The 21,701-nt window shown below is 57.5% G+C and carries 21 protein-coding genes; 13 read left to right on the top strand and 8 right to left on the bottom strand.

The genetic code is table 11. The features are described 5' to 3' along the window. Window positions 1-109: 109 nt before the first annotated feature. Window positions 110-2,380, bottom strand: a complete 2,271-nt coding sequence (gene clpA / locus FGO67_RS09950; protein ID WP_203300553.1) for an ATP-dependent Clp protease ATP-binding subunit ClpA — start codon at window positions 2,378-2,380, stop codon at window positions 110-112. An 18-nt stretch (window positions 2,381-2,398) separates the two neighbouring features. After that, on the bottom strand, window positions 2,399-2,758 hold the full coding sequence (gene clpS / locus FGO67_RS09945; RefSeq protein WP_138441831.1) for an ATP-dependent Clp protease adapter ClpS: 360 nt from the start codon (window positions 2,756-2,758) through the stop codon (window positions 2,399-2,401). Window positions 2,759-3,102: 344 nt separating this feature from the next. On the opposite strand from clpS, the gene FGO67_RS17220 reads away from it, so the two are divergent. The 8 genes from FGO67_RS17220 (at window position 3,103) to FGO67_RS09905 (ending at window position 10,256) form a co-directional block, all read left to right on the top strand. Next, entirely contained in the window at window positions 3,103-3,414 is a 312-nt protein-coding gene (locus FGO67_RS17220) for a cold shock domain-containing protein (RefSeq protein ID WP_203300552.1), read from the top strand. Between the two features lie 268 nt (window positions 3,415-3,682). Then, window positions 3,683-4,327, top strand: coding sequence for a pseudouridine synthase (locus tag FGO67_RS09935; protein ID WP_203300551.1), 645 nt, complete (start codon window positions 3,683-3,685; stop codon window positions 4,325-4,327). Then, complete coding sequence (locus FGO67_RS09930) at window positions 4,324-4,773, top strand: NUDIX hydrolase (RefSeq protein WP_041338148.1); 450 nt, start codon at window positions 4,324-4,326, stop codon at window positions 4,771-4,773. The genes FGO67_RS09935 and FGO67_RS09930 overlap by 4 nt, the downstream gene beginning before the upstream one ends. A 50-nt stretch (window positions 4,774-4,823) precedes the next feature. After that, window positions 4,824-6,002: a tRNA 2-thiouridine(34) synthase MnmA gene (gene mnmA, locus FGO67_RS09925; protein ID WP_203300550.1), complete on the top strand. Its 1,179-nt coding sequence runs from the start codon at window positions 4,824-4,826 to the stop codon at window positions 6,000-6,002. Further along, window positions 5,999-6,637 (top strand): high frequency lysogenization protein HflD, encoded by a 639-nt coding sequence (gene hflD, locus FGO67_RS09920; RefSeq protein WP_203300549.1) that lies wholly within the window; start codon window positions 5,999-6,001, stop codon window positions 6,635-6,637. Before mnmA ends, hflD begins: the two co-directional genes overlap by 4 nt. A gap of 108 nt (window positions 6,638-6,745) precedes the next feature. Next, the gene (gene purB, locus FGO67_RS09915; RefSeq protein ID WP_203300548.1) at window positions 6,746-8,113 is read left to right on the top strand and encodes an adenylosuccinate lyase; all 1,368 of its coding nucleotides are present in this window, start codon (window positions 6,746-6,748) and stop codon (window positions 8,111-8,113) included. A gap of 16 nt (window positions 8,114-8,129) precedes the next feature. Then, window positions 8,130-9,281 carry a cupin domain-containing protein gene (locus FGO67_RS09910; protein WP_203300547.1) on the top strand — a complete coding sequence of 384 codons (1,152 nt, stop codon included), beginning with the start codon at window positions 8,130-8,132 and terminating at the stop codon, window positions 9,279-9,281. Between the two features lie 9 nt (window positions 9,282-9,290). Next, entirely contained in the window at window positions 9,291-10,256 is a 966-nt protein-coding gene (locus FGO67_RS09905; protein WP_203300546.1) for a GNAT family N-acetyltransferase, read from the top strand. Here FGO67_RS09905 and FGO67_RS09900 read toward each other — a convergent pair. After that, window positions 10,245-11,255 carry a LysR family transcriptional regulator gene (locus tag FGO67_RS09900; RefSeq protein ID WP_203300545.1) on the bottom strand — a complete coding sequence of 337 codons (1,011 nt, stop codon included), beginning with the start codon at window positions 11,253-11,255 and terminating at the stop codon, window positions 10,245-10,247. The two genes, FGO67_RS09905 and FGO67_RS09900, sit on opposite strands and share 12 nt — an antisense overlap. A 249-nt stretch (window positions 11,256-11,504) precedes the next feature. On the opposite strand from FGO67_RS09900, the gene FGO67_RS09895 reads away from it, so the two are divergent. After that, entirely contained in the window at window positions 11,505-12,278 is a 774-nt protein-coding gene (locus FGO67_RS09895; RefSeq protein WP_203300544.1) for a hypothetical protein, read from the top strand. Window positions 12,279-12,333: 55 nt separating this feature from the next. Further along, the gene (locus tag FGO67_RS09890; protein WP_203300543.1) at window positions 12,334-14,670 is read left to right on the top strand and encodes an ATP-binding protein; all 2,337 of its coding nucleotides are present in this window, start codon (window positions 12,334-12,336) and stop codon (window positions 14,668-14,670) included. On the opposite strand, the gene FGO67_RS09885 is transcribed toward FGO67_RS09890, so the two are convergent. Together FGO67_RS09885 and FGO67_RS09880 are read right to left on the bottom strand one after the other, a co-directional pair. Further along, a complete protein-coding gene (locus FGO67_RS09885; protein ID WP_203300542.1) occupies window positions 14,633-15,100 on the bottom strand; it encodes a MarR family winged helix-turn-helix transcriptional regulator in 468 nt (155 codons plus the stop codon). The two genes, FGO67_RS09890 and FGO67_RS09885, sit on opposite strands and share 38 nt — an antisense overlap. A 2-nt stretch (window positions 15,101-15,102) precedes the next feature. Then, entirely contained in the window at window positions 15,103-15,588 is a 486-nt protein-coding gene (locus FGO67_RS09880; RefSeq protein ID WP_420844504.1) for a glutathione peroxidase, read from the bottom strand. A gap of 258 nt (window positions 15,589-15,846) precedes the next feature. On the opposite strand from FGO67_RS09880, the gene FGO67_RS09875 reads away from it, so the two are divergent. From FGO67_RS09875 to htpX, 3 genes are all read left to right on the top strand, one after another. Then, complete coding sequence (locus tag FGO67_RS09875) at window positions 15,847-17,061, top strand: pyridoxal phosphate-dependent aminotransferase (protein WP_041338138.1); 1,215 nt, start codon at window positions 15,847-15,849, stop codon at window positions 17,059-17,061. A gap of 8 nt (window positions 17,062-17,069) precedes the next feature. Continuing rightward, on the top strand, window positions 17,070-17,537 hold the full coding sequence (locus FGO67_RS09870; protein ID WP_203300540.1) for a hypothetical protein: 468 nt from the start codon (window positions 17,070-17,072) through the stop codon (window positions 17,535-17,537). A 95-nt stretch (window positions 17,538-17,632) separates the two neighbouring features. Continuing rightward, window positions 17,633-18,514, top strand: coding sequence for a protease HtpX (htpX, locus tag FGO67_RS09865; protein ID WP_203300539.1), 882 nt, complete (start codon window positions 17,633-17,635; stop codon window positions 18,512-18,514). Window positions 18,515-18,564: 50 nt separating this feature from the next. On the opposite strand, the gene pdxB is transcribed toward htpX, so the two are convergent. From pdxB to FGO67_RS09850, 3 genes are read right to left on the bottom strand one after another with little or no spacing between them, the layout of a single operon-like run. Beyond that, complete coding sequence (pdxB, locus tag FGO67_RS09860) at window positions 18,565-19,719, bottom strand: 4-phosphoerythronate dehydrogenase PdxB (RefSeq protein WP_203300538.1); 1,155 nt, start codon at window positions 19,717-19,719, stop codon at window positions 18,565-18,567. A 17-nt stretch (window positions 19,720-19,736) separates the two neighbouring features. Further along, on the bottom strand, window positions 19,737-21,020 hold the full coding sequence (locus tag FGO67_RS09855; RefSeq protein WP_203300537.1) for a DEAD/DEAH box helicase: 1,284 nt from the start codon (window positions 21,018-21,020) through the stop codon (window positions 19,737-19,739). Then, window positions 21,017-21,580, bottom strand: coding sequence for an elongation factor P hydroxylase (locus FGO67_RS09850; RefSeq protein WP_275297935.1), 564 nt, complete (start codon window positions 21,578-21,580; stop codon window positions 21,017-21,019). Before FGO67_RS09850 ends, FGO67_RS09855 begins: the two co-directional genes overlap by 4 nt. Window positions 21,581-21,701: the final 121 nt, after the last annotated feature.

Genomic DNA, 21,701 nt, shown 5'->3' with positions numbered 1-21,701 from the left:
CACCAGATCATGGCCCGCACGGCTCTGGTCTTTGCTCTGCTGCACCCGTTTCTTTACCAGGGCACGCCCTCAGGTGGTCTTTTTTTGTTGCTGACACAGGGCCGGTGTCTTACACCGCCTCGGCGGGCTCGTCCTCATAATCGAAGACCAGCTCATCATTGCGCAGATGGATGAACACATCCCCGCCCTTCTCGGAAAGGCGCCCAAATAGGATCTGCTCGGCCAGCGGTCGCTTGATCTTGTCCTGAATCAAGCGGGACATCGGCCGTGCCCCCATGGTGACATCATACCCCTTCTCTGCCAGCCACACCTTGGCGTCCTCATCCACATGCAGGACAACATGCTTCTCATCCAACTGCGCCTGCAGCTCGGTGAGGAACTTGTCGACCACGTGAGTGATGGTCTCCTTCTGCAGATCGGCAAACTGGATGATGCCATCCAAACGGTTGCGGAACTCCGGCGTGAAGGTCTTGCTGATAATCTCCATGCCGTCAGTGCTGTGATCCTGCTCGCTGAAGCCGATGGAACGGCGAGCCATACTTTCTGCCCCCGCGTTCGTTGTCATCACCAGGATCACATGACGGAAGTCCGCCTTGCGGCCGTTGTTGTCAGTCAGGGTGCCGTGGTCCATCACCTGCAACAGCAGGTTGAACACTTCCGGATGGGCCTTTTCGATCTCATCCAGCAGCAGCACGCAGTGCGGATGCTTGTTGACCGATTCGGTCAGCAGACCACCCTGGTCGTAACCTACGTACCCCGGAGGTGCACCAATCAGGCGTGACACTGTATGCCGCTCCATGTATTCGGACATATCGAATCGAACCAGCTCGATACCCAGCACTTTCGCCAGCTGCTTGGTGACTTCGGTTTTACCGACACCAGTCGGACCGGCAAACAGGAACGCCCCTTCCGGCTTCTCCGGCGCTTTCAACCCGGCACGCGCCAGTTTGATGGCCGTGGACAGGGACTCAATGGCCGGATCCTGGCCAAAGACAACCATTTTCAGGTCGCGCTCCAAGTTGCGGAGCAGATCCTTGTCGCTGGTTGATACGTTCTTAGGCGGAATCCGCGCGATATTGGCCACCACATCTTCGATGTCGGTCACATCGATAGCCTTTTTGCGCTTATTCTCCGGCTGCAGACGTTGCCGTGCGCCCGCCTCGTCAATGACGTCAATGGCCTTATCAGGCAGATGACGGTCAGTGATGTAACGGTCGGCCAGCTCAGCCGCAACTCGAAGGGCCTTGTCGGTGTACTTCAGATCGTGGTGCTTTTCGAAGTTGGGCTTCAACCCCTTCAGGATCTGATACGTGTCTTCAACACTTGGCTCGTTCACGTCGATCTTCTGAAAACGACGCGCCAGAGCACTGTCCTTCTCAAAAATTCCACGGAATTCCTGGAAGGTTGTCGAACCGATGCAGCGAATCTCGCCCGAGCTCAACATGGGCTTCAGCAGGTTCGAGGCGTCCATCACGCCACCAGACGCAGAACCGGCCCCGATAATGGTGTGGATCTCATCGATGAACAGGATCGCGTGCTGCTCTTTTTTCAGCTCAGCCAACAGGCCTTTCAGGCGTTTCTCAAAATCGCCCCGGTACTTGGTGCCGGCCAGCAATGCGCCGAGATCCAGTGAGTAGACCACCGCGTCGGAGATGATATCCGGCACCTGGCCATCGACGATGCGCTTAGCCAAACCTTCGGCAATCGCAGTCTTGCCGACCCCGGCCTCACCCACCAGCAGTGGGTTATTTTTCCGGCGCCGAACCAGGATCTGCACTACACGCTCAACCTCGTGCTCTCGCCCGATCAGCGGATCAATCCGCCCCTGGCGAGCTTGCTCATTGAGATTGGTGGCGTAGCTTTCCAGCGGCTTGGAATGCCCGCCTTCTTCACCGGTTTCATCCGGAGCGGCCTGATCATGGCCCTCCTGATCTTCCGCACCCTGCACCCTGGAGATGCCGTGGGACACGAAGTTAACCACATCAATTCGAGCAATGTTCTGCTTCTTCAGAACGTAGACCGCTTGGCTCTCCTGCTCACTAAAGATAGCGACCAACACGTTAGCGCCAGTCACTTCCTTCTTGCCGGAAGACTGGACATGAAATACAGCCCGTTGCAGCACGCGCTGAAATCCGAGGGTAGGCTGGGTTTCGCGCTCACTGTCACTGCTCGGAATGAGCGGTGTTGTTGAGTCAACGAATTCCATAAGTTCTTCCTGAAGCCGCTGGAGATCTGCTCCACACGCTTTCAGAACGCCCACCGCCGATTCGTTATCTAACAAGGCCAGCAATAAGTGCTCGACGGTCATGAATTCATGACGCTTGTCGCGGGCACTCTTGAAAGCCGTATTCAGCGTAATTTCTAGATCTTTACTCAGCATGGGCCACCCCAACGTCTGTCAGTCCGCACGTTCAATCTCGCAAAGCAGCGGATGTTCGCATTCCGAGGAATACTGGTTCACCTGTGCTGCCTTCGTTTCTGCGATGTCTCGGGTATACACCCCACATACGGCCTTTCCTTGCGTATGGACGAGCAGCATCACCTGCGTCGCCTTTTCTTCGTTCATGCCGAAGAACTTCATCAACACGTCCACAACAAAATCCATGGGCGTGTAATCGTCATTCAGAAGCACTACGCGAAATCGCGCCGGGCGCTTCAGGGCAGGTTTTTCGGGCGCAACACTGAGATCGTCTTGGCGTCCCGGTTGTTCGTCCTCCCCCTGATTAAATACTAGTAGAGAATCTTCGATAGTCCGCATCATTCTTTACCGGTTTATCGGTGCCCTTTGCATAATGTGGTTGTCTGACCCCGTGTTTTCAAGCTAAGTCGAGAACCGGGCGCGAGGAATTTAACTATACGCGCATGATACCGGTTCCAGACCGCGTTCAACCACACATTCCGGCAACAGAAACTATTGACTCGACGCGCCGATTGGCCGAAAGTTAACTTGCATTGTTAAATAATGTAAATTTCAACGAAGGTTATGTAACCAACACCGATCAATTTGGGTTATGCAACCAAAATCCGCATCCAGTGACACAGAGCGGAATGTTCACAACAGCAATAATAAAATGTGACAGCACATGAACAGGGGAGTTCATCATGCCAAGAGGCAAGGTTAAATGGTTCAACAATGCCAAAGGGTACGGCTTCATCATTGAGGACGGCTGCAGTGACGATCTGTTTGCCCACTTTTCATCGGTCCAAATGGACGGCTACAAAACACTGAAAGCCGGTCAGCCCGTCACCTTTGACAAAAAACCCAGCGAAAAAGGCGTCCACGCCATCAATATTGTCCCCGATGCACAGCCCCAGAAAGAGACACAAGAGCTTGCTGGCGCATCACCGGGAGTCAAGACGGATGACCCGGACCCAGGTCGGAGCGATTTCCCGCCGCGTGCAGCCAACGCCTGACCCATCGTTGACGAATGGCCCCAGCACGCCTGCCCTGAGGCAGGCGGGTATGTCAGTGCGCGATATCAAAACCGCAAGCGGGCCTGCGCACTCTCTCCCTAACCTGAACTCAATTCAGTCAGCTCTGCCTGTTACCGCCTGAAACCTGCAGTCTTCCTGGCAGACCTCATTGCCTCACAACGACTTTGCCAGCCACCATTGGTAAAGTAACCCTGCTACGGATATTTTCACTGAGCTCCACCCTATCACTGCGGACGCGCTTGAAATAATGGCCAACCTGATTCTCTTCAACAAACCTTTTCGTGTGCTCAGCCAGTTCACTGACGATCGCCAGGACAGCGGGAGACCGGTCAGGGCGACCCTGGCGGACTGGATTCAGATACCCGATGTCTACCCCGCCGGCCGGCTCGACTACGACTCCGAGGGCCTTCTGTTACTGACCAGTGACGGCGCCCTGCAGCACCGCATCGCCTCACCCACGGCCAAAATGCCCAAAACCTACTGGGTTCAGGTGGAAGGCGACATAACCAATGACGCGCTCTCCCAACTTGAGGGCGGCGTCCGCCTCAAGGATGGCAATACGGCATCGGCGAAGGCCCGCTTACTCGACCAGCCCGAGATCTGGCCCAGGACACCGCCGGTCAGGTACCGGGAATCAGTGCCCACCAGCTGGCTGGAGCTGACCATTACCGAAGGCCGAAACCGACAGGTACGACGCATGACCGCGGCGGTCGGCTTCCCAACCCTCCGGCTGATCCGCTACCGTATAGGAGACTGGACCCTGGACGGCTTATTGCCGGGCCAGCACCGCGGCATCACCATCCACGTCCCTACAGCGCCCCCACGTCGCAACCGTCCGGGGCGACGGAAACCGGGCAAACCCCACAGCAGTAGGAGCAGAAAACAGCCATGACCTGGACACCCCACGCCACTGTTGCCGTTATTGTTGAAGATCAGGAAGGTCGGTTTCTGGTGGTTGAAGAAACCAGCGGCGGCCGCGTCGTCTTCAATCAGCCCGCTGGCCATGTCGAGGAAGACGAGGCCATTCTGGATGCGGTCAAGCGTGAAACCCTGGAAGAAACCGGCTGGGTGGTGGAGCCCGAGCATTTCCTCGGCGTTTACACCTACAAGGCGCCTGCCAACGGCGTCACCTACTACCGCTTCTGCTACTCGGCCAAAGCCCTGGAGCAGGTCAGCGAGGAACTCGACACCGGCATCATTGCCGCGCACTGGCTGTTGCTGGAGGACATCCGCGGGCTGAAAGACCAGCTCCGCAGTCCATTGGTCCTCGAATGCATAGAAGATTACCGAAATGGCCGGCGCTACCCGCTCGATGTCATCGTCGATGCGCAGACGTAAAGCCGGACAAATGGTAGACTTGGCAGCTTTTCACCCAGACTGATGTATTCATGACACACGCATCCGAAACACCTCCCGCAGCAAATACCCGAGTGATCGTCGGCATGTCCGGCGGCGTCGATTCCTCTGTCGCCGCCTGGTTGCTGAAAGATCAGGGCTATCAGGTCGAAGGCCTGTTCATGAAGAACTGGGATGAAGACGATGGCACCGAATACTGCACGGCCATGACCGATTTGGCCGACGCCCAGGCGGTTGCGGACAGCATCGGCATCAATCTTCACACTGCCAGTTTTGCCGCCGAGTATTGGGACCGAGTGTTCGAACATTTCCTGTCGGAATACACCGCCGGTCGCACCCCCAACCCGGACATTCTGTGTAACAAGGAAGTAAAGTTCCGGGCATTTCTCGATTACGCCGTCACCCTGGGTGCCGATTATATTGCTACCGGCCACTACACCCGTCAGCGCCCACTGCCCGACAATTCCGGCCGGGCTCAGCTGCTGAAAGGCCTGGATGCCAACAAAGACCAGAGCTACTTCCTGCACGCAGTCTCAGGTGAGCGTATCGCCCGCACCCTGTTTCCGGTCGGTGAACTGGAAAAACCTGAAGTGCGTCGGATCGCCGAAGCCCAGGGTTTTGTCACTCATGACAAAAAAGATTCCACCGGCATCTGCTTTATCGGCGAACGCAAGTTCACCGACTTCCTGAAGCAGTACCTGCCGGCGCAACCGGGTGACATCGAGACACCGGATGGCAAGGTCATCGGTCGTCACCAAGGCCTGATGTACCACACCATCGGCCAACGCCAGGGTCTCGGTATTGGAGGCCTCAGCGACTTTGGCGATGAACCCTGGTACGTTGCCGAGAAAGACCTTACCCGCAACGTTCTTATTGCGGTTCAAGGTAAGCACCACCCGCTGCTGTTCTCGCGCGGACTGGTGTCCGGCCCGATCGACTGGGTGGCCGGCGAACCACCGGCCGCCCAATTCCGTTGCAAGGCCAAGACCCGTTACCGTCAGCCCGATCAGGACTGCGAGGTTCTGGTGCTGGATGCGGGCGTCAAAGTGGTCTTTGATGATGCACAGCGAGCCGTCACTCCGGGTCAATCCGTGGTTTTCTATGATGGCGAGGTCTGCCTGGGGGGTGGCGTGATCGAGGAAACCTGGCGTGATGGTGAAGCACTGCCGGCCCGCCTCTGCGAACAATCCCAGCAGGAATTGGGCGCATGAGTCGATCCCTGAACGATCAGACCCTCGCCCTGGCTGGTGTATGCCAGGCCGCCAACCTGGTCCAGCAAATTGCCCACAACGGTCAATGCTCGGAAACCAGCCTCGAAACCTGCATCCGCTCGCTGTTCGCCACCGATCCAGCCTCAACCCTGGATGTCTATGGCGGCGATCTCGCGGACATTCGCGAGGGACTCGTTACTCTCTCATCGGTGCTGAGCCAGCAAAGCAAGCAGCAGGACATTGAGGTACTACGGTACGTGCTCAACCTGATCCAGCTGGAAGCTAAACTCAATCGCAGCCCGGAAATGCTGGACGTCATTGGCTCCCGCATTGACCAGGCTCGCCACACTGCCAGCCACTTTGGCTATACCCACAGCAATCTGATTAGCAACCTCGCCTCAGTTTACGCCGATACCATAAGCACCTTTCGGTTACGCATTCAGGTGAGCGGCAATCCCAGCGTCCTGCAGCGCGAGGAAAACGCCGCCAAAGTCCGCGCCCTGCTGCTTGCGGGCATCCGGTCCGCGGTTCTGTGGCGCCAAACAGGCGGCCGACGCTGGCAGCTGATTTTTAATCGCAAGAAAGTCATCGAGCACGCCCGGCAGCTGGCCGACAAAGCCAGAAGTCCACTGTAGCTCTGGAACAACAGTTCCCAGACAACTGCGTCCGGCGCGGCGCTGGTGTATCATACGCGCCCCTAATTTTCTTTTGTCCCGATCCGTTAACGATTTGAGAGGTTTTCGATGGAACTCACCGCCCTGACCGCCATTTCCCCGGTCGATGGACGCTACGGCAGCAAAGTCAGCGTCTTCCGAGACATTTTCAGTGAGTATGGCCTGATCAGGAACCGGGTAACCGTCGAGATCCGCTGGCTCCAGAAGCTGGCCACGCACCCGGGCGTTACCGAGGTTCCGGCGTTCTCCGCCGAAGCCAATGCGTTCCTCGACAAGCTGGTCAGCGAGTTCAACCTCGAAGATGCCCAGCGCATCAAGGATATCGAGCGCACCACCAATCACGACGTCAAAGCCGTCGAGTATTTCATCAAGGAACAGATTGCTGAATTCCCTGAACTGCACGCGGTGACAGAGTTTGTTCACTTCGCTTGCACCTCCGAGGACATCAACAACCTGTCCCACGCACTGATGCTGCGCGAAGGCCTTGATCATGGCCTGCTGCCCACCATGGATCGGGTTGTCGACAAACTGGGTGAACTGGCGCAGGAACACGCTGAACAGCCAATGCTCTCCCGCACCCACGGTCAAACAGCCTCGCCGACCACCGTTGGCAAGGAATTCGCGAACGTGGTGCACCGCCTGCGTCGCCAGGTAAAGCAGATTCGCGCCGTCGAACTGCTGGGTAAGATCAACGGTGCTGTCGGCAATTACAACGCCCACCTGTCCGCCTACCCCGAGATTGATTGGGCCGCCAACGCCCGTGAGTTCATTGAAAGCCTGGGCCTGGACTGGAACCCGTACACCACCCAGATCGAACCCCACGATTACATCGCCGAGCTGTACGATGCGGTCGCGCGCTTCAATACCATCGTGATTGATCTGGACCGCGATATCTGGGGCTACATTTCCCTGGGCTACTTCAAGCAGAAGACCGTGGAAGGTGAAGTGGGCTCCTCCACCATGCCTCACAAAGTGAACCCCATTGACTTCGAGAACTCCGAGGGCAACCTGGGCATTGCCAACGCCTTGCTCAACCACCTCTCCGCCAAGCTGCCGATCTCCCGTTGGCAACGAGACCTGACCGACTCCACCGTGCTGCGTAACTTGGGTGTCGGCTTTGCCCACAGCCTGATCGCGTACGAAGCGACACTGAAAGGACTGGGCAAGCTGGAAATCAACCCGGCCCGCCTGGACGAGGACCTTGATCACGCCTGGGAAGTTCTGGCAGAACCGATCCAGACTGTGATGCGCCGGTACAACATTGAAAAGCCGTACGAGAAACTCAAGGCCCTGACCCGCGGCAAGGCCATGACGCCGGAAGTCATCCAGAGCTTTGTTCAGTCCCTGGATATTCCCGACACCGCCAAGCACGAGCTAATGGCGCTGACACCGGGCGGCTATATTGGCAACGCTGTCGATCAGGCACGCAACATCTGAAACTTGGAGTACAGGCATGGATATGCTCGGTGGGCTGACCGCCTCTGAATTTCTGCGGGATTACTGGCAGAAAAAACCGCTGGTCATCCGCCAGGCGTTTCCGGGGCTGACCTCTCCGGTCAGTCCCGAGGAACTGGCCGGACTGGCTTGCGAAGAGGGCGTGGAATCCCGCATTGTCCTGGAAAATGACAATGGCAAACCCTGGCAGTTGCACAATGGCCCGTTCACGCCCGAACGCTTCAGCCAGCTTCCAGAGCAGGATTGGACCCTGCTTGTGCAGGGTCTCGACCACTGGGTTCCCGAGGTGGCAGATCTACTGGAACATTTCCGCTTTGTACCCAACTGGCGCCTTGATGACATCATGGCCAGTTACGCCCCCAAGGGCGGCAGCGTGGGCCCGCACTACGATCAGTACGACGTGTTCCTGCTGCAAGCCCAGGGTGAACGCCGCTGGACTTTCGGTGGACACTGTGACCAGGCATCACCACGGGTAGAAGGCACCCCCCTGCGCATCCTCAGCAGCTGGGATGGTGAGGAAACCGTCACCCTGGCACCGGGCGACATGCTTTACCTGCCCCCGGGCGTTGGCCACCACGGGGTCGCCGTCGACGACTGCATCACCCTGTCCATTGGTTTCCGGGCCCCCACTGTTGATGACGTGCTGACCGGCTTCACCGACTTCCTGTGCAGCCAGGCCGACGCCAGCGAGCACCTGGGCGATCCGGACCTTCAGGTTCAGGACAACCCCGGCACCATCCAACCCGCCGTGATCGACACCCTGGACGACCTGCTGCGTGAGAAACTGGGAGATCGTCGAAAGCTCTCACTCTGGTTCGGCCAGTACGCCACCGCGCCAAAGAGCATGGACATTGTCGTTCCCGCCGAGGAGCCGGCGTCACCCAACGAGCTGGCCACGGCCATTCAGGCCGGAGAACAGCTACGCTGGAACGAAGGCTCCCGCTTTGCTTACTACGATTTTGACGACGATACGGCGCTGTTCGTGGACGGCGAGCAGTATCTGCTGAAAGGTGATGCTCGCCCGATGGCACCCCTGCTCTGCGCCGGTGCCTACATTGATGCCGATCGCCTGGCGCAATTCACCGATGACGAAGCCCTGCTCGGACTGCTGTGCACGCTGTATAATCAGGGATCGGTCTACTTCGAATAGTTGGTCGCCATGAGAGTGAAATTCAGGAAGTACAGCTGGCAACTGGCTCCGGGTCATATCCATGACATCCGCCAACGTGTGTTCATTGACGAACAAAAGGTGCCACCGGAGATGGAGTGGGACGATACCGACGAGATTGCCGACCACTATCTCGCGGTGCTGCCGGATAACACGCCCGTAGGCACAGCGCGGCTATTTTCCACCCTGGGTGAAACTGCGCACATCGGCCGTATGGCGATTCTTCCCGGGTTCAGGGGCCGCGGCATTGGGGAGGCGCTGCTGCGCCACCTGATCACCGAAGCCGCCGGTGACTACCACGAGATCCGGCTCTCGGCGCAGGAATACGCCATCCCCTTCTACCAGCGCTCCGGCTTTCACGTCTGCTCCGACCGCTACGACGACGCCGGCATCAGCCATTTCGATATGCGCTGCCTGGCGCCAGCCTTGCTCTCAGAGGCGCTGGAAGAGCGGACAGCATCGATGATTCTCGGCGAAGACTCCGACACCTGGCTGTTCTCCGTCGAGAATCGCATGCTCGACCTGATCGACTCCGTGGCCGGCCAGGCCCGACAGCGGCTCTGGCTTTACGATCGCGTGCTTGAGCATAACCTCTATGACCGTCATCGTTTTCGCGAACTGATCTCCGCCCTCGCCCGCCGGCACAGGCTTAGCGAAGTGCGATTGCTGATCCACGATGACAGCCCGCTGGTAAAGCGCAGACATAAGCTGGTGGAATTGATGCGGCGACTGCCAAGCCGGATTGAACTGAGACTGGTAAGCCAGGACTATCCGGTGGAAGATCAGCCATTCATGCTGGCCGACCGTGACGGGCTCGTCTATCGGCATGACTTCTTCAAACCGGAGGGCTATGCCAAATTCTCCGACCCCGGCCGGGTCAAACTGCTGGCCGAGAATTTCCAGCGCATGTGGGAGGCAGGTCGAAGCTCACTGGAACTGAGAGAGCTACCGCTCTGAGTGATGGGCCTGGGGGCTTTCGGCAGACTCGAACTGGGCACCAAATGGCGCGAACTCCTGATCCACGTCACTGGCAACTTCCGCAATCAGCTTACGTAACCACTGGTGATCCGAGTTGTGCTGGAGCAGCGGGCTCCAGGCCATTTTTAGCTCAAATGGCGGGATCTCGAAAGGTGGCACTTTTACCACCAGATTCGAATTATCCTTCTGCAGCCATGCCGCCCGGGACGGCAGCGTGGCGATCAAGTCGTGCTGCTCAGCCAGCAGCATCGCCACCTGGTAGTGCCGGGTAAACACGGAGATCTGGCGCTTACGACCCATCCGAGAAAGCGCCTCATCAACCCAACCCAAGCGCTGCACATCCTTGGGATTGACCCCGACACCGACTCCAAACCCGGTTTTGCTGACCCAGATGTGGCTCGCATCCAGATAGGTATCAAGCGTGAACGGCGCCTTCAGAATCGGATTACGGGCGTTCATCAGACAGGCGAAATACTCGGTCCACAGGGTTTTCTGGTGAAATGACTGGGGGATTTTGTCGAACCGGTTGATCGCCATATCAAGCCGGCCCTGCTCCACGTCCAGAAAGCTGACGTCACTGGGTGTCAACACATCCAGGGTGACGTGCGGGGCTTCCTGGCGAATCCGGCGTAACACCCGGGGCATCAGGCAGGACTCGGCGTAATCACTGGCCATAATACGGAAGACCCGCTGGCTTTCCAGCGCTGAAAACGGGGTTTTCTCCTGCACTGCCTGCTCAATATCCGACAGGATGCCACGCACCAGGGGTTGCAGCTCACGGCCTCGCTCGGTGGCCGTCATGCCCTCACTGGTCCTGATCAGCAAAGGATCACCGAACAGATCCCGCAAGCGTCGCAGGCCGTTGCTCATCGCCGGCTGGGTAATACCAAGGTGGTTGGCAGCCTTGGTGACGTTTCGTTCCCGCAACAGAACGTCCAGGTATACAAGCAGGTTCAGGTCAACGCGGGAAATATCCATGGGCAACTCCGGGTAAGTCGTACATCAAAAAACATCGAACAAAAGGCCTTACCCTCCATTCATCGAAGCAATATACAGGAGATCAAAATTCACGTAATCAATGGATGAATTCATCATTCACATTTCGCAACGGATTGACTACGGTATTTCTGCTAGTCTTTGAGACTCTTGCTGAATAATATCGGTAACTTGAGGCGGGGCAATGCGCCAGCTAACTCTCAAACTGAAGCCGGAGCCACCACAGATCTAATGGATACCACCACCATTGTAATAATACTGGCAGCCGTCGTGGCGGTGTCGATCTTCCTGATCGTGTTAAGCCAGATGCGCGAGAAAGCCCGCATTGAACGTGCCCGAAAGATCACCAAACAGCAGGATGCCTACAACCGAGCCAACCGACTGCTGTCGGAAATTCCCGGGCAATACCTGACGTCCGATCTGAAACTGCTGTTGATCAAACGCATGGAAGAAGCATGCACTCAGCTGGCAGGTCTCAAGTCGGATCTTCCGGTCAAAAAATGGCAAGAAGCGGCGCAGCAGCTGAAAGAGCAGATTCAGGCCAAGCAGGACACCCGGTCTCCGGTGAAAATCGATACGCCGGAAAAGGCTACCTACGTAAAGGAACTGCTGCAGAATCTGTTCAAAATGATCGAAGACATGCACAAAAGCGGCAGGCTGGATGCCGCAACCGCTAAGAAGAACCTCAAATTTGTGCTGTTTCTGGTCCACAAGACCCACGCTGACCTGCACATGTTTCAGGCCAGGGATTACGTCCGTCAGAACGAGATCCGAAAAGCCATTCACGCTTACCATCTGGCCAGTACTGAAATGGGCAAGTCCCGAGACAATCCGCTGGCTATGAAAGCCGTCAAAAGTTTCCGGATCCGGATCAAAGAACTGGAAGCCCTGATTGTGGAAGGAAAGGACACCGCACATACCGAGTCTCAGGCGAAGCTGGATCGAGAATGGGACACCTTCCTGCACGACGAGGAATGGAAGAAAAAGGCCGACTACGACAAGTGACGGCTTTGACACTCGGGCAGCGGGCGCTGCCCTGACACAGGGACAGTATGTACTCGTGATCAATGGCTTCAGAAAGCGTCTTTCCTTCCGGCTGACCCGGGATACGGTGTTGATCGCCATGGCGTTGGGACTGGTGCTTAACCTCATCCAGATCACCATCGACTACTTCAACGCCCGTGCCGCCATGGAAGAAGACGTTCACGCACTGATCGACATCAGCGTCAGTCCGGCTTCCCAGATTGCCTACAACATCGACGTCCGCCTCGCTGAAGAGCTGCTGGATGGCCTGCTGCGCCACCCGGCGACCACCGACGCCAGAATCATCGACAACGACAATCAAACCATGGCCGCTGCCAGCCAGAGCAGCCCGGACTCCCCCTACCGCTGGGCCAGCGATCTGCTGTTTGAACCCAACCGGACATTCAGCCAGGAATTGAGGGTGCCACAGCTTGAGGATCTTCCTCTCGGTCGGCTCATTGTCACCATCGACACCTATCACTACGGCCTTCAATTTCTCGAACGGGCCACCTACACGCTGATCAGCGGCCTGCTCAAAAGCCTGGCCCTCACCGCCGCCCTGCTGGGTATTTTCTATTTGGTGCTGACCCGGCCGATGCTGAACGTGATCAATGCCCTTGGCGAGGTGCAGGCCAACTCACCGGAAAAGGCCCGCTTACCCGTTCCGGCGGACCATCAGCAGGACGAAATTGGCACCATGGTGGGCATTATCAACCGACACCTGGAAACCATGGATTCCAGCCTGGCCCAGCTGCGCTCCGCCGAAAGTGCGATGAAGGATTATTCCTCCCAGCTTGAGCGAGAGGTTGACGATCGCACCCGTGAGATATCGGAGAAAAACGACGCCCTCCAGCGCAGCAACCGAGCTCTGATCAAGGCTAAGGAAGATGCCGTGCGCAGGGCCAGAGCCCGGGCCAATTTCCTGGCCAGCATGAGCCACGAGATCCGCACACCACTTAATGGCGTGCTGGGCATGTTGGGGCTCGCCCTGGAAGGCGAGCTTGATTCCAGCCAACGCTACCGCCTTGAGGTTGCCTTCAGTGCCGGCGAAAGTCTACTTAGTCTGCTGAATGACATCCTCGATATTTCCAAGGTGGAAGCCGGCAAACTGAGCCTGGAGAACATCCCCTTCAATCTGCGCAACCTGATTGAAGAAGCATCTACCCTGCACGCCCAACAGGCCCGGCGAAAACGCATTGAATTGGTGAACGAAATCGACCCCAAATTGCCGGAGAGCTTCCTGGGCGATCCAACCCGGACACGCCAGATTCTTAACAACCTGCTCAGCAATGCAATCAAGTTCACCGACAAGGGTTCCGTGTTCATTAAGGCCGCCTATTCCGCTGGCATGCTGAGGCTGGACGTCATTGATACCGGCATTGGCATGTCCACCGAGGGTCTGCACAAGATATTCTCACCGTTTTCCCAGGCTGATGCCGACACTACGAGGCTGTATGGCGGCACCGGGCTCGGGCTGACCCTGTGCCGGCAATTGGTTGAACGCATGCACGGCCGGATCGTGGTGGATTCCACCGAGGGTCGCGGCACCCACTTTACCGTCACCGTGCCGCTTCCCATGCACGAAGACAGTAGCCCGGATCAACTGCCCCAGGCTGCCAAGGGACTCGTGGAAATTGGCGTTACCCTGGCGATTCCGGCCGACAATCCGCACTGGCCTGCCATCGAACGCCAACTTCAGGCCTGGCAAATTCCTGTCTGGGAGACGGGTACAGAACAACAGGGAATCCTGATCACACTGATAGGAAAAGACGGTATCGAAGGTGCGGTGCAGGCCGCAAACTGGCAAGGGGCGGGGCTGATTCTGGCTGATTCACTGGGCATTTCGGCGCAAGGGAAATCCGACCATCCAATCCTTTCCCTGCCCCTGCGCCGGGACGAACTCTATCGCTGTCTGTGCCGGGCTGTTGGTATCCTCGGCAGCGATCCGGCGCTGCAAAGCCCAGACGCACTTGGACCGGAGCAGCCCACTCAACCGCTTCGGATTCTTTTGGTGGAGGACAACCAGGTTAACCAACTGGTGGCCAGTAGCATTCTGAAGAAGCTGGGACACACAGTCGAGAGCGCCGAAAATGGGCAGCGTGCGCTGGATGCCATGATAGCCGGAGAGTTTGATCTGATCCTGATGGATTGCCAAATGCCAATTATGGACGGCTACGAAGCAACCCGGAGAATCCGGCAGCACTCGGACTGGCAAGCGGTTCCGATTATTGCCGTGACCGCTAACGTGATGCAGGGCGATCGGGACGACTGCATCACGGCCGGAATGAACGACTACGTCACCAAGCCTTACAAGCGTGAAGAACTGCGCGCAGCCATCAATCGCTGGACCCCGCCTCGCCTTCGAGAGCCGTAAGCACCGCCCGCAATTCTTGGCGCAGGGCCTGCAACCTTTCCGGCTGGAGCGCCACGCCGCAGAGCAACTTTTGAGGCACGGACCGGGCCTGCTTCTGCAACGCCCAGCCGGCGTCGGTCAGGGCCAGAGTTACCACCCGCTCATCCTGGCTGATGCGCTGACGATTCAGCAGCCCACGCTCTTCAAGCCGCTTCAGCAGCGGTGTCAGGGTGCCCGAATCCAGCCGCAATCGACGACCAAGATCAGACACCCGGGTCAGCGCGCCAACCCGCCCTTCTTCCCAGAGCACCAGCATCACCAGATACTGGGGGTAAGTCAGGTCCAAATCTGCCAGCAGCGGCCGGTATCGGGCAGTTACCGCCCGATTAGCTGCATAGAGGGCAAAACAGACCTGGTTGTCGAGCGACAGTGCGTCGTCCGATTTGTTCATGGCTACAACAGCTTCTCAATGTCTTTGCGGATTTCCTGCGGCTTGGCCGTGGGTGGGTAGCGCCGGATCACCTGACCATCCCGGCCAACCAGGAACTTGGTAAAGTTCCACTTCACCTTTTCCGATCCCATCAGGCCCTTGGCCTCACTCTTCAGGAACTGGTAAAGCGGATGGGTGCCATCGCCATTCACTTCAATCTTCGAGAACATCGGAAAATCCACGCCGTAATTCAGGCTGCAGAATTCACTGATGGCGTCGTCATTGCCCGGATCCTGGTTCAGGAACTGGTTGCAGGGAAAGCCAAGCACTTCCAAACCCCGCTCGCCAAGTTCCGAGTAAAGGCCCTGCAGACCCTCGAGCTGAGGCGTAAACCCGCACTTGCTGGCTGTATTCACGATCAGAAGCACCTTGCCACGGTAATCCGCCAAGCTCTTTTCGTTGCCCTTGATGTCGCGAGCGGTAAAGTCGTAAACGCTAGTTGCTGGCACAACAGTCTCCTTCGCCATTGCTGGTTTTAATTTTTCGAAATTAAATTGTGCACAATTTTTATTGAAAAGCCAAGACATGGATGTGGGTCCGGCCCCAAAACCTGAAACAGAACGTCAGGTTTAACCGCTAAATCTGCCTTAACCCGCCACAATTCATCATAATTTCCCTGTTGCCGCCGCCCCTCGCTCCGCTAGAATGAAGGGCCATTAACTGACTGTTTTATTTTTACGAATTCAGACCAAGGAAACCTGGGCCTTATGCAGAACTACTACAAATCCGCCAAGCTGGATAACGTGTGCTATGAAATTCGTGGCGTAGTTCTGCGGGAAGCGCGTCGGCTGGAAGAGGAAGGTCACCGGGTACTAAAGCTGAACATCGGCAACCCTGCCGCGTTCGAGCTGGACGTTCCCGAGGAAATCCAGCAGGACGTGATCTACAACATGCACCAGGCCCAGGGCTACGTGGAATCCAAGGGCTTGTTCTCGGCGCGCAAGGCGGTCATGCACTACTGCCAGCAGCGCGGCATCGACAAGGTCGACATCGACGATATCTTCCTGGGCAACGGCGTCAGCGAACTGATTGTGATGTCGATGCAGGCGATGCTGAATACCGGTGATGAGGTTCTCATTCCAGCTCCGGACTACCCGCTCTGGACGGCCGCCGTCACCCTGTCGAGTGGCAAACCCGTACACTACCGGTGCGATGAACAGCAAAACTGGTTTCCGGACATCGACGATATTCGGAAAAAGATTACCCGCCGGACCCGCGCCATTGTCCTGATCAACCCGAACAACCCTACCGGGGCCGTTTATACCCGGGAGCTGCTGGAACAGGTGATCGAGCTGGCACGCCAGCACAACCTGATCGTGCTGTCTGACGAAATCTACGACAAAATCCTCTACGACGGCACGGTGCACGTGTCCACCGCCGCATTGGCCGATGACGTGCTGTTTTTCACCTACAACGGCCTGTCGAAAAACTACCGGGCCGCGGGCTATCGCTCGGGCTGGATGATTATCAGTGGCGCCAAGCATCGGGCCACCGACCTGATCGAAGGCATCGAGATGCTCTCCAACATGCGGCTGTGCGCCAACGTGCCGGCGCAACTGGCCATCCAGACCGCATTGGGCGGCTATCAGTCGATCAACGATCTGGTGGCCCCGGGAGGACGGCTGTACGAGCAACGTGAGACCGCATGGCGCATGCTCAATGACATCCCCGGCGTGAGCTGTGTGAAACCACAGGGCGCTCTGTACCTGTTCCCGAAACTGGACCCCAAACATTTCCCGATCGTAAACGACGAGAAGCTGGTGCTGGACCTGCTGTTGCAGGAAAAGATCCTGCTGGTTCAGGGTTCGGCGTTCAACATCGACGACAAGCAGCACCTGCGGGTTGTATTCCTGCCCCGCGAAGACGCCCTCGACGACGCCATGTTGCGCCTGGGTCGCTTCCTCGGTAACTATCAGCAATAAGGTTGTTCATGGCTGACATTCACGTTGAGGAATTCTACAAGGACGTCGCCATTGCGCTGGTCCAGCTTTATGGCGCCTTTCCCCGCCGGGTCAATCTGTTCGTCGAAGACATTGCCGGCCCGGATGAGCCGGACGAGTTCGGACTGCACAGCAAACGCCACATGGCCTGTTTTGGAGCACTGCTGTGGCTACAGGAAGAGGGTTTGTTGCGCTATGTGGACACCATCCGGCAAGAGGCCCTGGACCAGGCAGTGCTCAGCCATGCCGCGTTCGTTCGGCTGAGTGCTCCCGCGCCGGCGTCATTGAACCAGTTGGTGGCGCCGTCGCCCCAGCCGACCGAAGGGCACCTGCCCGCGTCGGTCCAGCAGGACCTGTCGACCTACATCCATCTGATTCGCAGGGCACTTAAATCCGGCCATTCCGGGCGCATCAGTCAAATCGTTCAAGCCACCTTTTTTGCTGACCGCAACGGTTAAATCCAGCGGCAGGCATTGAAGCCGTGAACTGAGACCCTATATTCCGGTCTTAGGCACGGCTTCAAAGTGTTCGATAGATAACTCAGGGAATTAATATGCGGATTCTGTTGTTTCTGGCCACCAACCTTGCGGTCATTCTGGTCGCGAGTTTTACGCTAAGACTGCTTGGCGTCGACAGCTACCTTTCCCAGTACGGCATTCAGTACGGACCGCTGCTGGCGTTTGCCGCAGTCTTCGGCTTTGCCGGCGCCATCATTTCGCTGCTGATCTCAAAGCCCATGGCGAAATGGAGCACCAAGGCCAAGATCATCGAGTCTCCGCGCACGCCGGCAGAACGCTGGCTGATGGAGACGGTGGCAGATCTGGCCAAGAATGCCGGCATCGGCATGCCGGATGTAGCCATTTTCCCGGCCTCACAGTCGAACGCCTTCGCCACCGGGTGGAACAAGAACGATGCACTGGTTGCAGTCAGCGAGGGGCTTTTGCACCGATTTAACAAAGACGAGATCCGCGCAGTCCTGGGGCATGAAATTGGCCACGTGGCCAACGGTGACATGGTTACCCTCGCACTGATCCAGGGGGTGGTGAACACCTTCGTGATCTTCGCATCCCGGGTCATCGGCTCGTTCGTCGACCGGGTCATTTTCAAGAACGAGAATGGCCACGGCATCGGCTTCTTCGTGGTCAGCATTGCCGCCGAAATCGTTCTGGGCATTCTGGCCAGCACCATTGTGTTCTGGTTCTCCCGGCGGCGGGAATACCGGGCGGACATTGCTGGCGCACAGCTGGCCGGGCGATCGGCCATGATCAGCGCACTCGCCCGACTGAAACAGGAAAGCGAGATACCGGATCAAATGCCGGACACGCTGCAGGCCTTCGGCATTAACCGGGGCGCCAGGGGTGGACTGAGCGCCCTGTTCATGACCCACCCACCCTTGGAGGACCGGATTCAGGCCCTTAAGCAGGCGCAACTCTAAACGAAAAAGCCGGGGCATTTGCCCCGGCTTTTTTACGGGTCATTGATCAATCAGATTTTCAGTTTAAAACCGATGGCCCGAAAGCTGTCTTGCAGCGATTTACTGGTGCCCTTCAACTGTACTTTCAAGCTGGAGCACTCCCGGCGCACCGGATAATCCCGGCGCAACTGGTCGAACGCAGCAGCCCGCTCCTGGTCTGAGCCCTGCATCGCTATCCGCAACCGGGCGTCGTCCTGGCGCGGGTCGTAACAAGCCCGCAATGCGATTTTAATCGCGTCGTCTTCGTCCGCGGCACTGGTGAAGGACACCTTGCTCAATGCCGGCTCAGGCAAAAATTGCCCTGCCTGCTTGCGAACCGGAAAGCCCAGGTAACGGCTCAGGGCGCGGTAAATCATCTCAGTGCCCTGCACTTTACCTTCAAGGCTGTACCCGGCGATGTGCGGAGTCGCCAGCCAGACTCGCTCTACCAACTCCGGATCTATCGCGGGCTCACCTTCCCAGACATCAAGCGCCACCGCCGGTGCGTTGGCTTGAGATAATCGGGTCTTCAGGGCCTGGCTATCGATTACCTCGCCCCGTCCGGCATTGATCAGCAGTTGGTCGGCCGACAGGCCTTCCAGCTCATCGGAACCCACCAAGTGATGGGTAGCATGAGGCTGATTTCGGGTCAGCGGGGTATGCAACGTAACAACATCGCAAGTCAGAGCTTCTTCCAGGGATACGAACTGGGAATCAGATTCATCCTCAAGTTCGGCGCGGGGCGGGTCACACAGGCGCACATCGAAGCCAAGCCGCTCAAGTTTGCGGGCCAGCTCGCTGCCAACATTGCCAACGCCGACAATGCCAACACTCAGCCGGGTCCAGTCCGTCAGTCCGCGCCGCTCGGCGTGCACTGACAGCACCGACAACACGTACTCCGCCACACTGTTGGCATTGCAACCGGGCGCGGCAGAAAAACGAATGCCGTTGCGCGCCAGCCACTCCTCGTCGACATGATCAGTGCCAATGGTCGCCGTGCCTACAAAGCGGACCTTACTGCCTTCCAGCAGCTCAGGCCCAACGCGAGTCACCGAGCGGACCAGCAGTACCTCGGCGTCCCGGACATCGCTGGCCGTCATGGTGCGGCCCGAGACCCTGCGGATTTCACCGATTTCTCCGAAGAAGGAATCCAGTAATGGGATGTTTTCGTCAGCTACGATCAACATGATGTCGTCCGGTCCTGTCAGTTCCTTCGCTGGCGCTGATTTCTTCCACCGGGACCACCCCGACCGCCGCTCTGGGGACGCCGACCCCGCTTCCGGGTAATCGGCGGGTTCTCCATGGGCGTCATCAATGCCTCGTCCGGCACGGTGGTATTCAGTTTCTGGCTGATATAGGTTTCGATCGCTGGCAGGGCAAAGGAATCGTCCTCCCCGGCAAAACTGACCGACACCCCGTGCTTACCCGCGCGCCCGGTACGACCAATGCGGTGCACATAATCTTCAGCATTGTCGGGAAGATTGTAGTTGAAAACGTGGGTCACACCGTTGACGTGGATACCACGACCGGCCACATCCGTGGCCACCAAGACCTGAATACTGCCCTTCTTGAACTGATCCAGGGTCTTCAATCGCTTGTTCTGAGCGATTTCACCTGACATCAACGATACTTTTACGCCCTGGTTCCGCAGGTCTTCTTCCAGATCCCGGCACTGATCCCGTCTGTTGGCGAAGACAATGGCCTTTTCCACTTCCGGGCGCTTGAGGTAATTCACCAGCACCGGCAGCTTCTCATCCTCACCCACCAGATAAACCGATTGCTCCACACGCTCGGCGGTTTTCTGCTCCGGCTCAATTTCCACAAACTCAGCGTTCTGGGTCCACATGGAAGCAAGGTTCAACACATCCTGGTTAAAGGTTGCGCTGAACAGCAGGGTTTGCCGGTTTTCCTTCGCTGTGCACTTGCGGATGATCCGCTTGACGTCCGGGATGAAACCCATGTCCAGCATGCGATCGGCTTCGTCCAGGATCAGGATATCGAGCTGATCCAGGAACACGTCCTGGGAGCCGAGGAAATCGATCAGACGGCCCGGTGTCGCCACCAGGATATCCACTACTTTGTTCTGCAACTGATCCCGCTGCTTGTCGTAGTTCATGCCGCCGACAACCGTAACCACATTGTGGCCGGTGTGCTGGCACAACTGTTCGGCATCCTTGGCAATCTGCATGGCCAGCTCGCGGGTGGGCGCCAGGGCCAGTACCCTGGGCTCGGAAGCGAACCGGTCGGTTTTCGGAATCGGGGTTTCGAGCAGCGCCTGGATAGCGGTAATCAGAAAGGCGGCGGTCTTACCGGTGCCGGTTTGGGCCTGACCGATAAGATCTTCGCAAGCCAGGGTCCATGGCAGGGTTTCTGCCTGGATCGGTGTGCAGTATTCAAAGCCAATCGCCGAGATGGCGTCCTGAAGCTTCTGGTCCAGATTGAGGTCCTGGAACCGGAGGTCGCCAGTGTGCTTGGGTTCAGATGTCATACAGTCTCAGTTTTCCTTGAGGAGTTCTTAGCGGACGTTGACGGTGCGATGCGCTCGGCATCGCGATGCCAGTTAATGGCATGCGTGTCGGTAGTTCCGTAAAAGGTTTTCAGTGCGTCCAACAATAAGCCAGCGCGGTGTGGCAGACCGTGTGTCAGGTAATGGCTTGCCTGAGCTCTTACACCCTGCCTGAACGCCTGCTCGTTGGCTGCGCCATCGCCAGACAAGTTATCCACACTGATGTGAAACCGGGTACCCGCCGCTATCGAAAATAACCACTCCAGCGCCTGGGGCTTAATCTCAACCTGCTCGAACGCGCGTTGTTGTTCTGCTGTGCGGCCATCCGGACAGTACCAATAACCATAGTCGTGAAGTGTGCGCCGATACTCACCTGCGATACACCAATGACTGATTTCGTGCAGAGCACTGGCATAATAGCCGTGTGCGAAAATAATCTGCGCCAGGCCATTGTCGCCGTCGGCTGGCCTGTACTCGGGTTCATCGCCGCCCCTGACCAGAATTGTCCGGTGACTTTCCCGGAACAGGTCATTGAACAGCATGATAAGCTCTCTTGGACTGTGATTCATTGGCTCGCTATTGTGCGACTTTACAGCGTTCAATACCAGAGGGAACTTTGAGACGGAAAGGGCGGAACTTTGAGAACCAGCTTCTGTCCACTGG

This window comes from Marinobacter sediminum (assembly GCF_016820575.1).
GTDB classification, from domain to species: domain Bacteria; phylum Pseudomonadota; class Gammaproteobacteria; order Pseudomonadales; family Oleiphilaceae; genus Marinobacter; species Marinobacter sediminum.
Note: the sequence above shows the minus strand (reverse complement) of the source record. Positions and strands in the feature narration are given on the sequence as shown.

Excerpts from the sequence above, each read along its gene's own strand:
- clpA (WP_203300553.1), bottom strand. The coding sequence starts at position 2,380 with ATGCTGAGTAAAGATCTAGAAATTACGCTGAATACGGCTTTCAAGAGT.
- clpS (WP_138441831.1), bottom strand. The coding sequence starts at position 2,758 with ATGCGGACTATCGAAGATTCTCTACTAGTATTTAATCAGGGGGAGGAC.
- FGO67_RS17220 (WP_203300552.1), top strand. The coding sequence starts at position 3,103 with ATGCCAAGAGGCAAGGTTAAATGGTTCAACAATGCCAAAGGGTACGGC.
- FGO67_RS09935 (WP_203300551.1), top strand. The coding sequence starts at position 3,683 with ATGGCCAACCTGATTCTCTTCAACAAACCTTTTCGTGTGCTCAGCCAG.
- FGO67_RS09930 (WP_041338148.1), top strand. The coding sequence starts at position 4,324 with ATGACCTGGACACCCCACGCCACTGTTGCCGTTATTGTTGAAGATCAG.
- mnmA (WP_203300550.1), top strand. The coding sequence starts at position 4,824 with ATGACACACGCATCCGAAACACCTCCCGCAGCAAATACCCGAGTGATC.
- hflD (WP_203300549.1), top strand. The coding sequence starts at position 5,999 with ATGAGTCGATCCCTGAACGATCAGACCCTCGCCCTGGCTGGTGTATGC.
- purB (WP_203300548.1), top strand. The coding sequence starts at position 6,746 with ATGGAACTCACCGCCCTGACCGCCATTTCCCCGGTCGATGGACGCTAC.
- FGO67_RS09910 (WP_203300547.1), top strand. The coding sequence starts at position 8,130 with ATGGATATGCTCGGTGGGCTGACCGCCTCTGAATTTCTGCGGGATTAC.
- FGO67_RS09905 (WP_203300546.1), top strand. The coding sequence starts at position 9,291 with ATGAGAGTGAAATTCAGGAAGTACAGCTGGCAACTGGCTCCGGGTCAT.
- FGO67_RS09900 (WP_203300545.1), bottom strand. The coding sequence starts at position 11,255 with ATGGATATTTCCCGCGTTGACCTGAACCTGCTTGTATACCTGGACGTT.
- FGO67_RS09895 (WP_203300544.1), top strand. The coding sequence starts at position 11,505 with ATGGATACCACCACCATTGTAATAATACTGGCAGCCGTCGTGGCGGTG.
- FGO67_RS09885 (WP_203300542.1), bottom strand. The coding sequence starts at position 15,100 with ATGAACAAATCGGACGACGCACTGTCGCTCGACAACCAGGTCTGTTTT.
- FGO67_RS09875 (WP_041338138.1), top strand. The coding sequence starts at position 15,847 with ATGCAGAACTACTACAAATCCGCCAAGCTGGATAACGTGTGCTATGAA.
- FGO67_RS09870 (WP_203300540.1), top strand. The coding sequence starts at position 17,070 with ATGGCTGACATTCACGTTGAGGAATTCTACAAGGACGTCGCCATTGCG.
- htpX (WP_203300539.1), top strand. The coding sequence starts at position 17,633 with ATGCGGATTCTGTTGTTTCTGGCCACCAACCTTGCGGTCATTCTGGTC.
- pdxB (WP_203300538.1), bottom strand. The coding sequence starts at position 19,719 with ATGTTGATCGTAGCTGACGAAAACATCCCATTACTGGATTCCTTCTTC.
- FGO67_RS09855 (WP_203300537.1), bottom strand. The coding sequence starts at position 21,020 with ATGACATCTGAACCCAAGCACACTGGCGACCTCCGGTTCCAGGACCTC.
- FGO67_RS09850 (WP_275297935.1), bottom strand. The coding sequence starts at position 21,580 with ATGCTGTTCAATGACCTGTTCCGGGAAAGTCACCGGACAATTCTGGTC.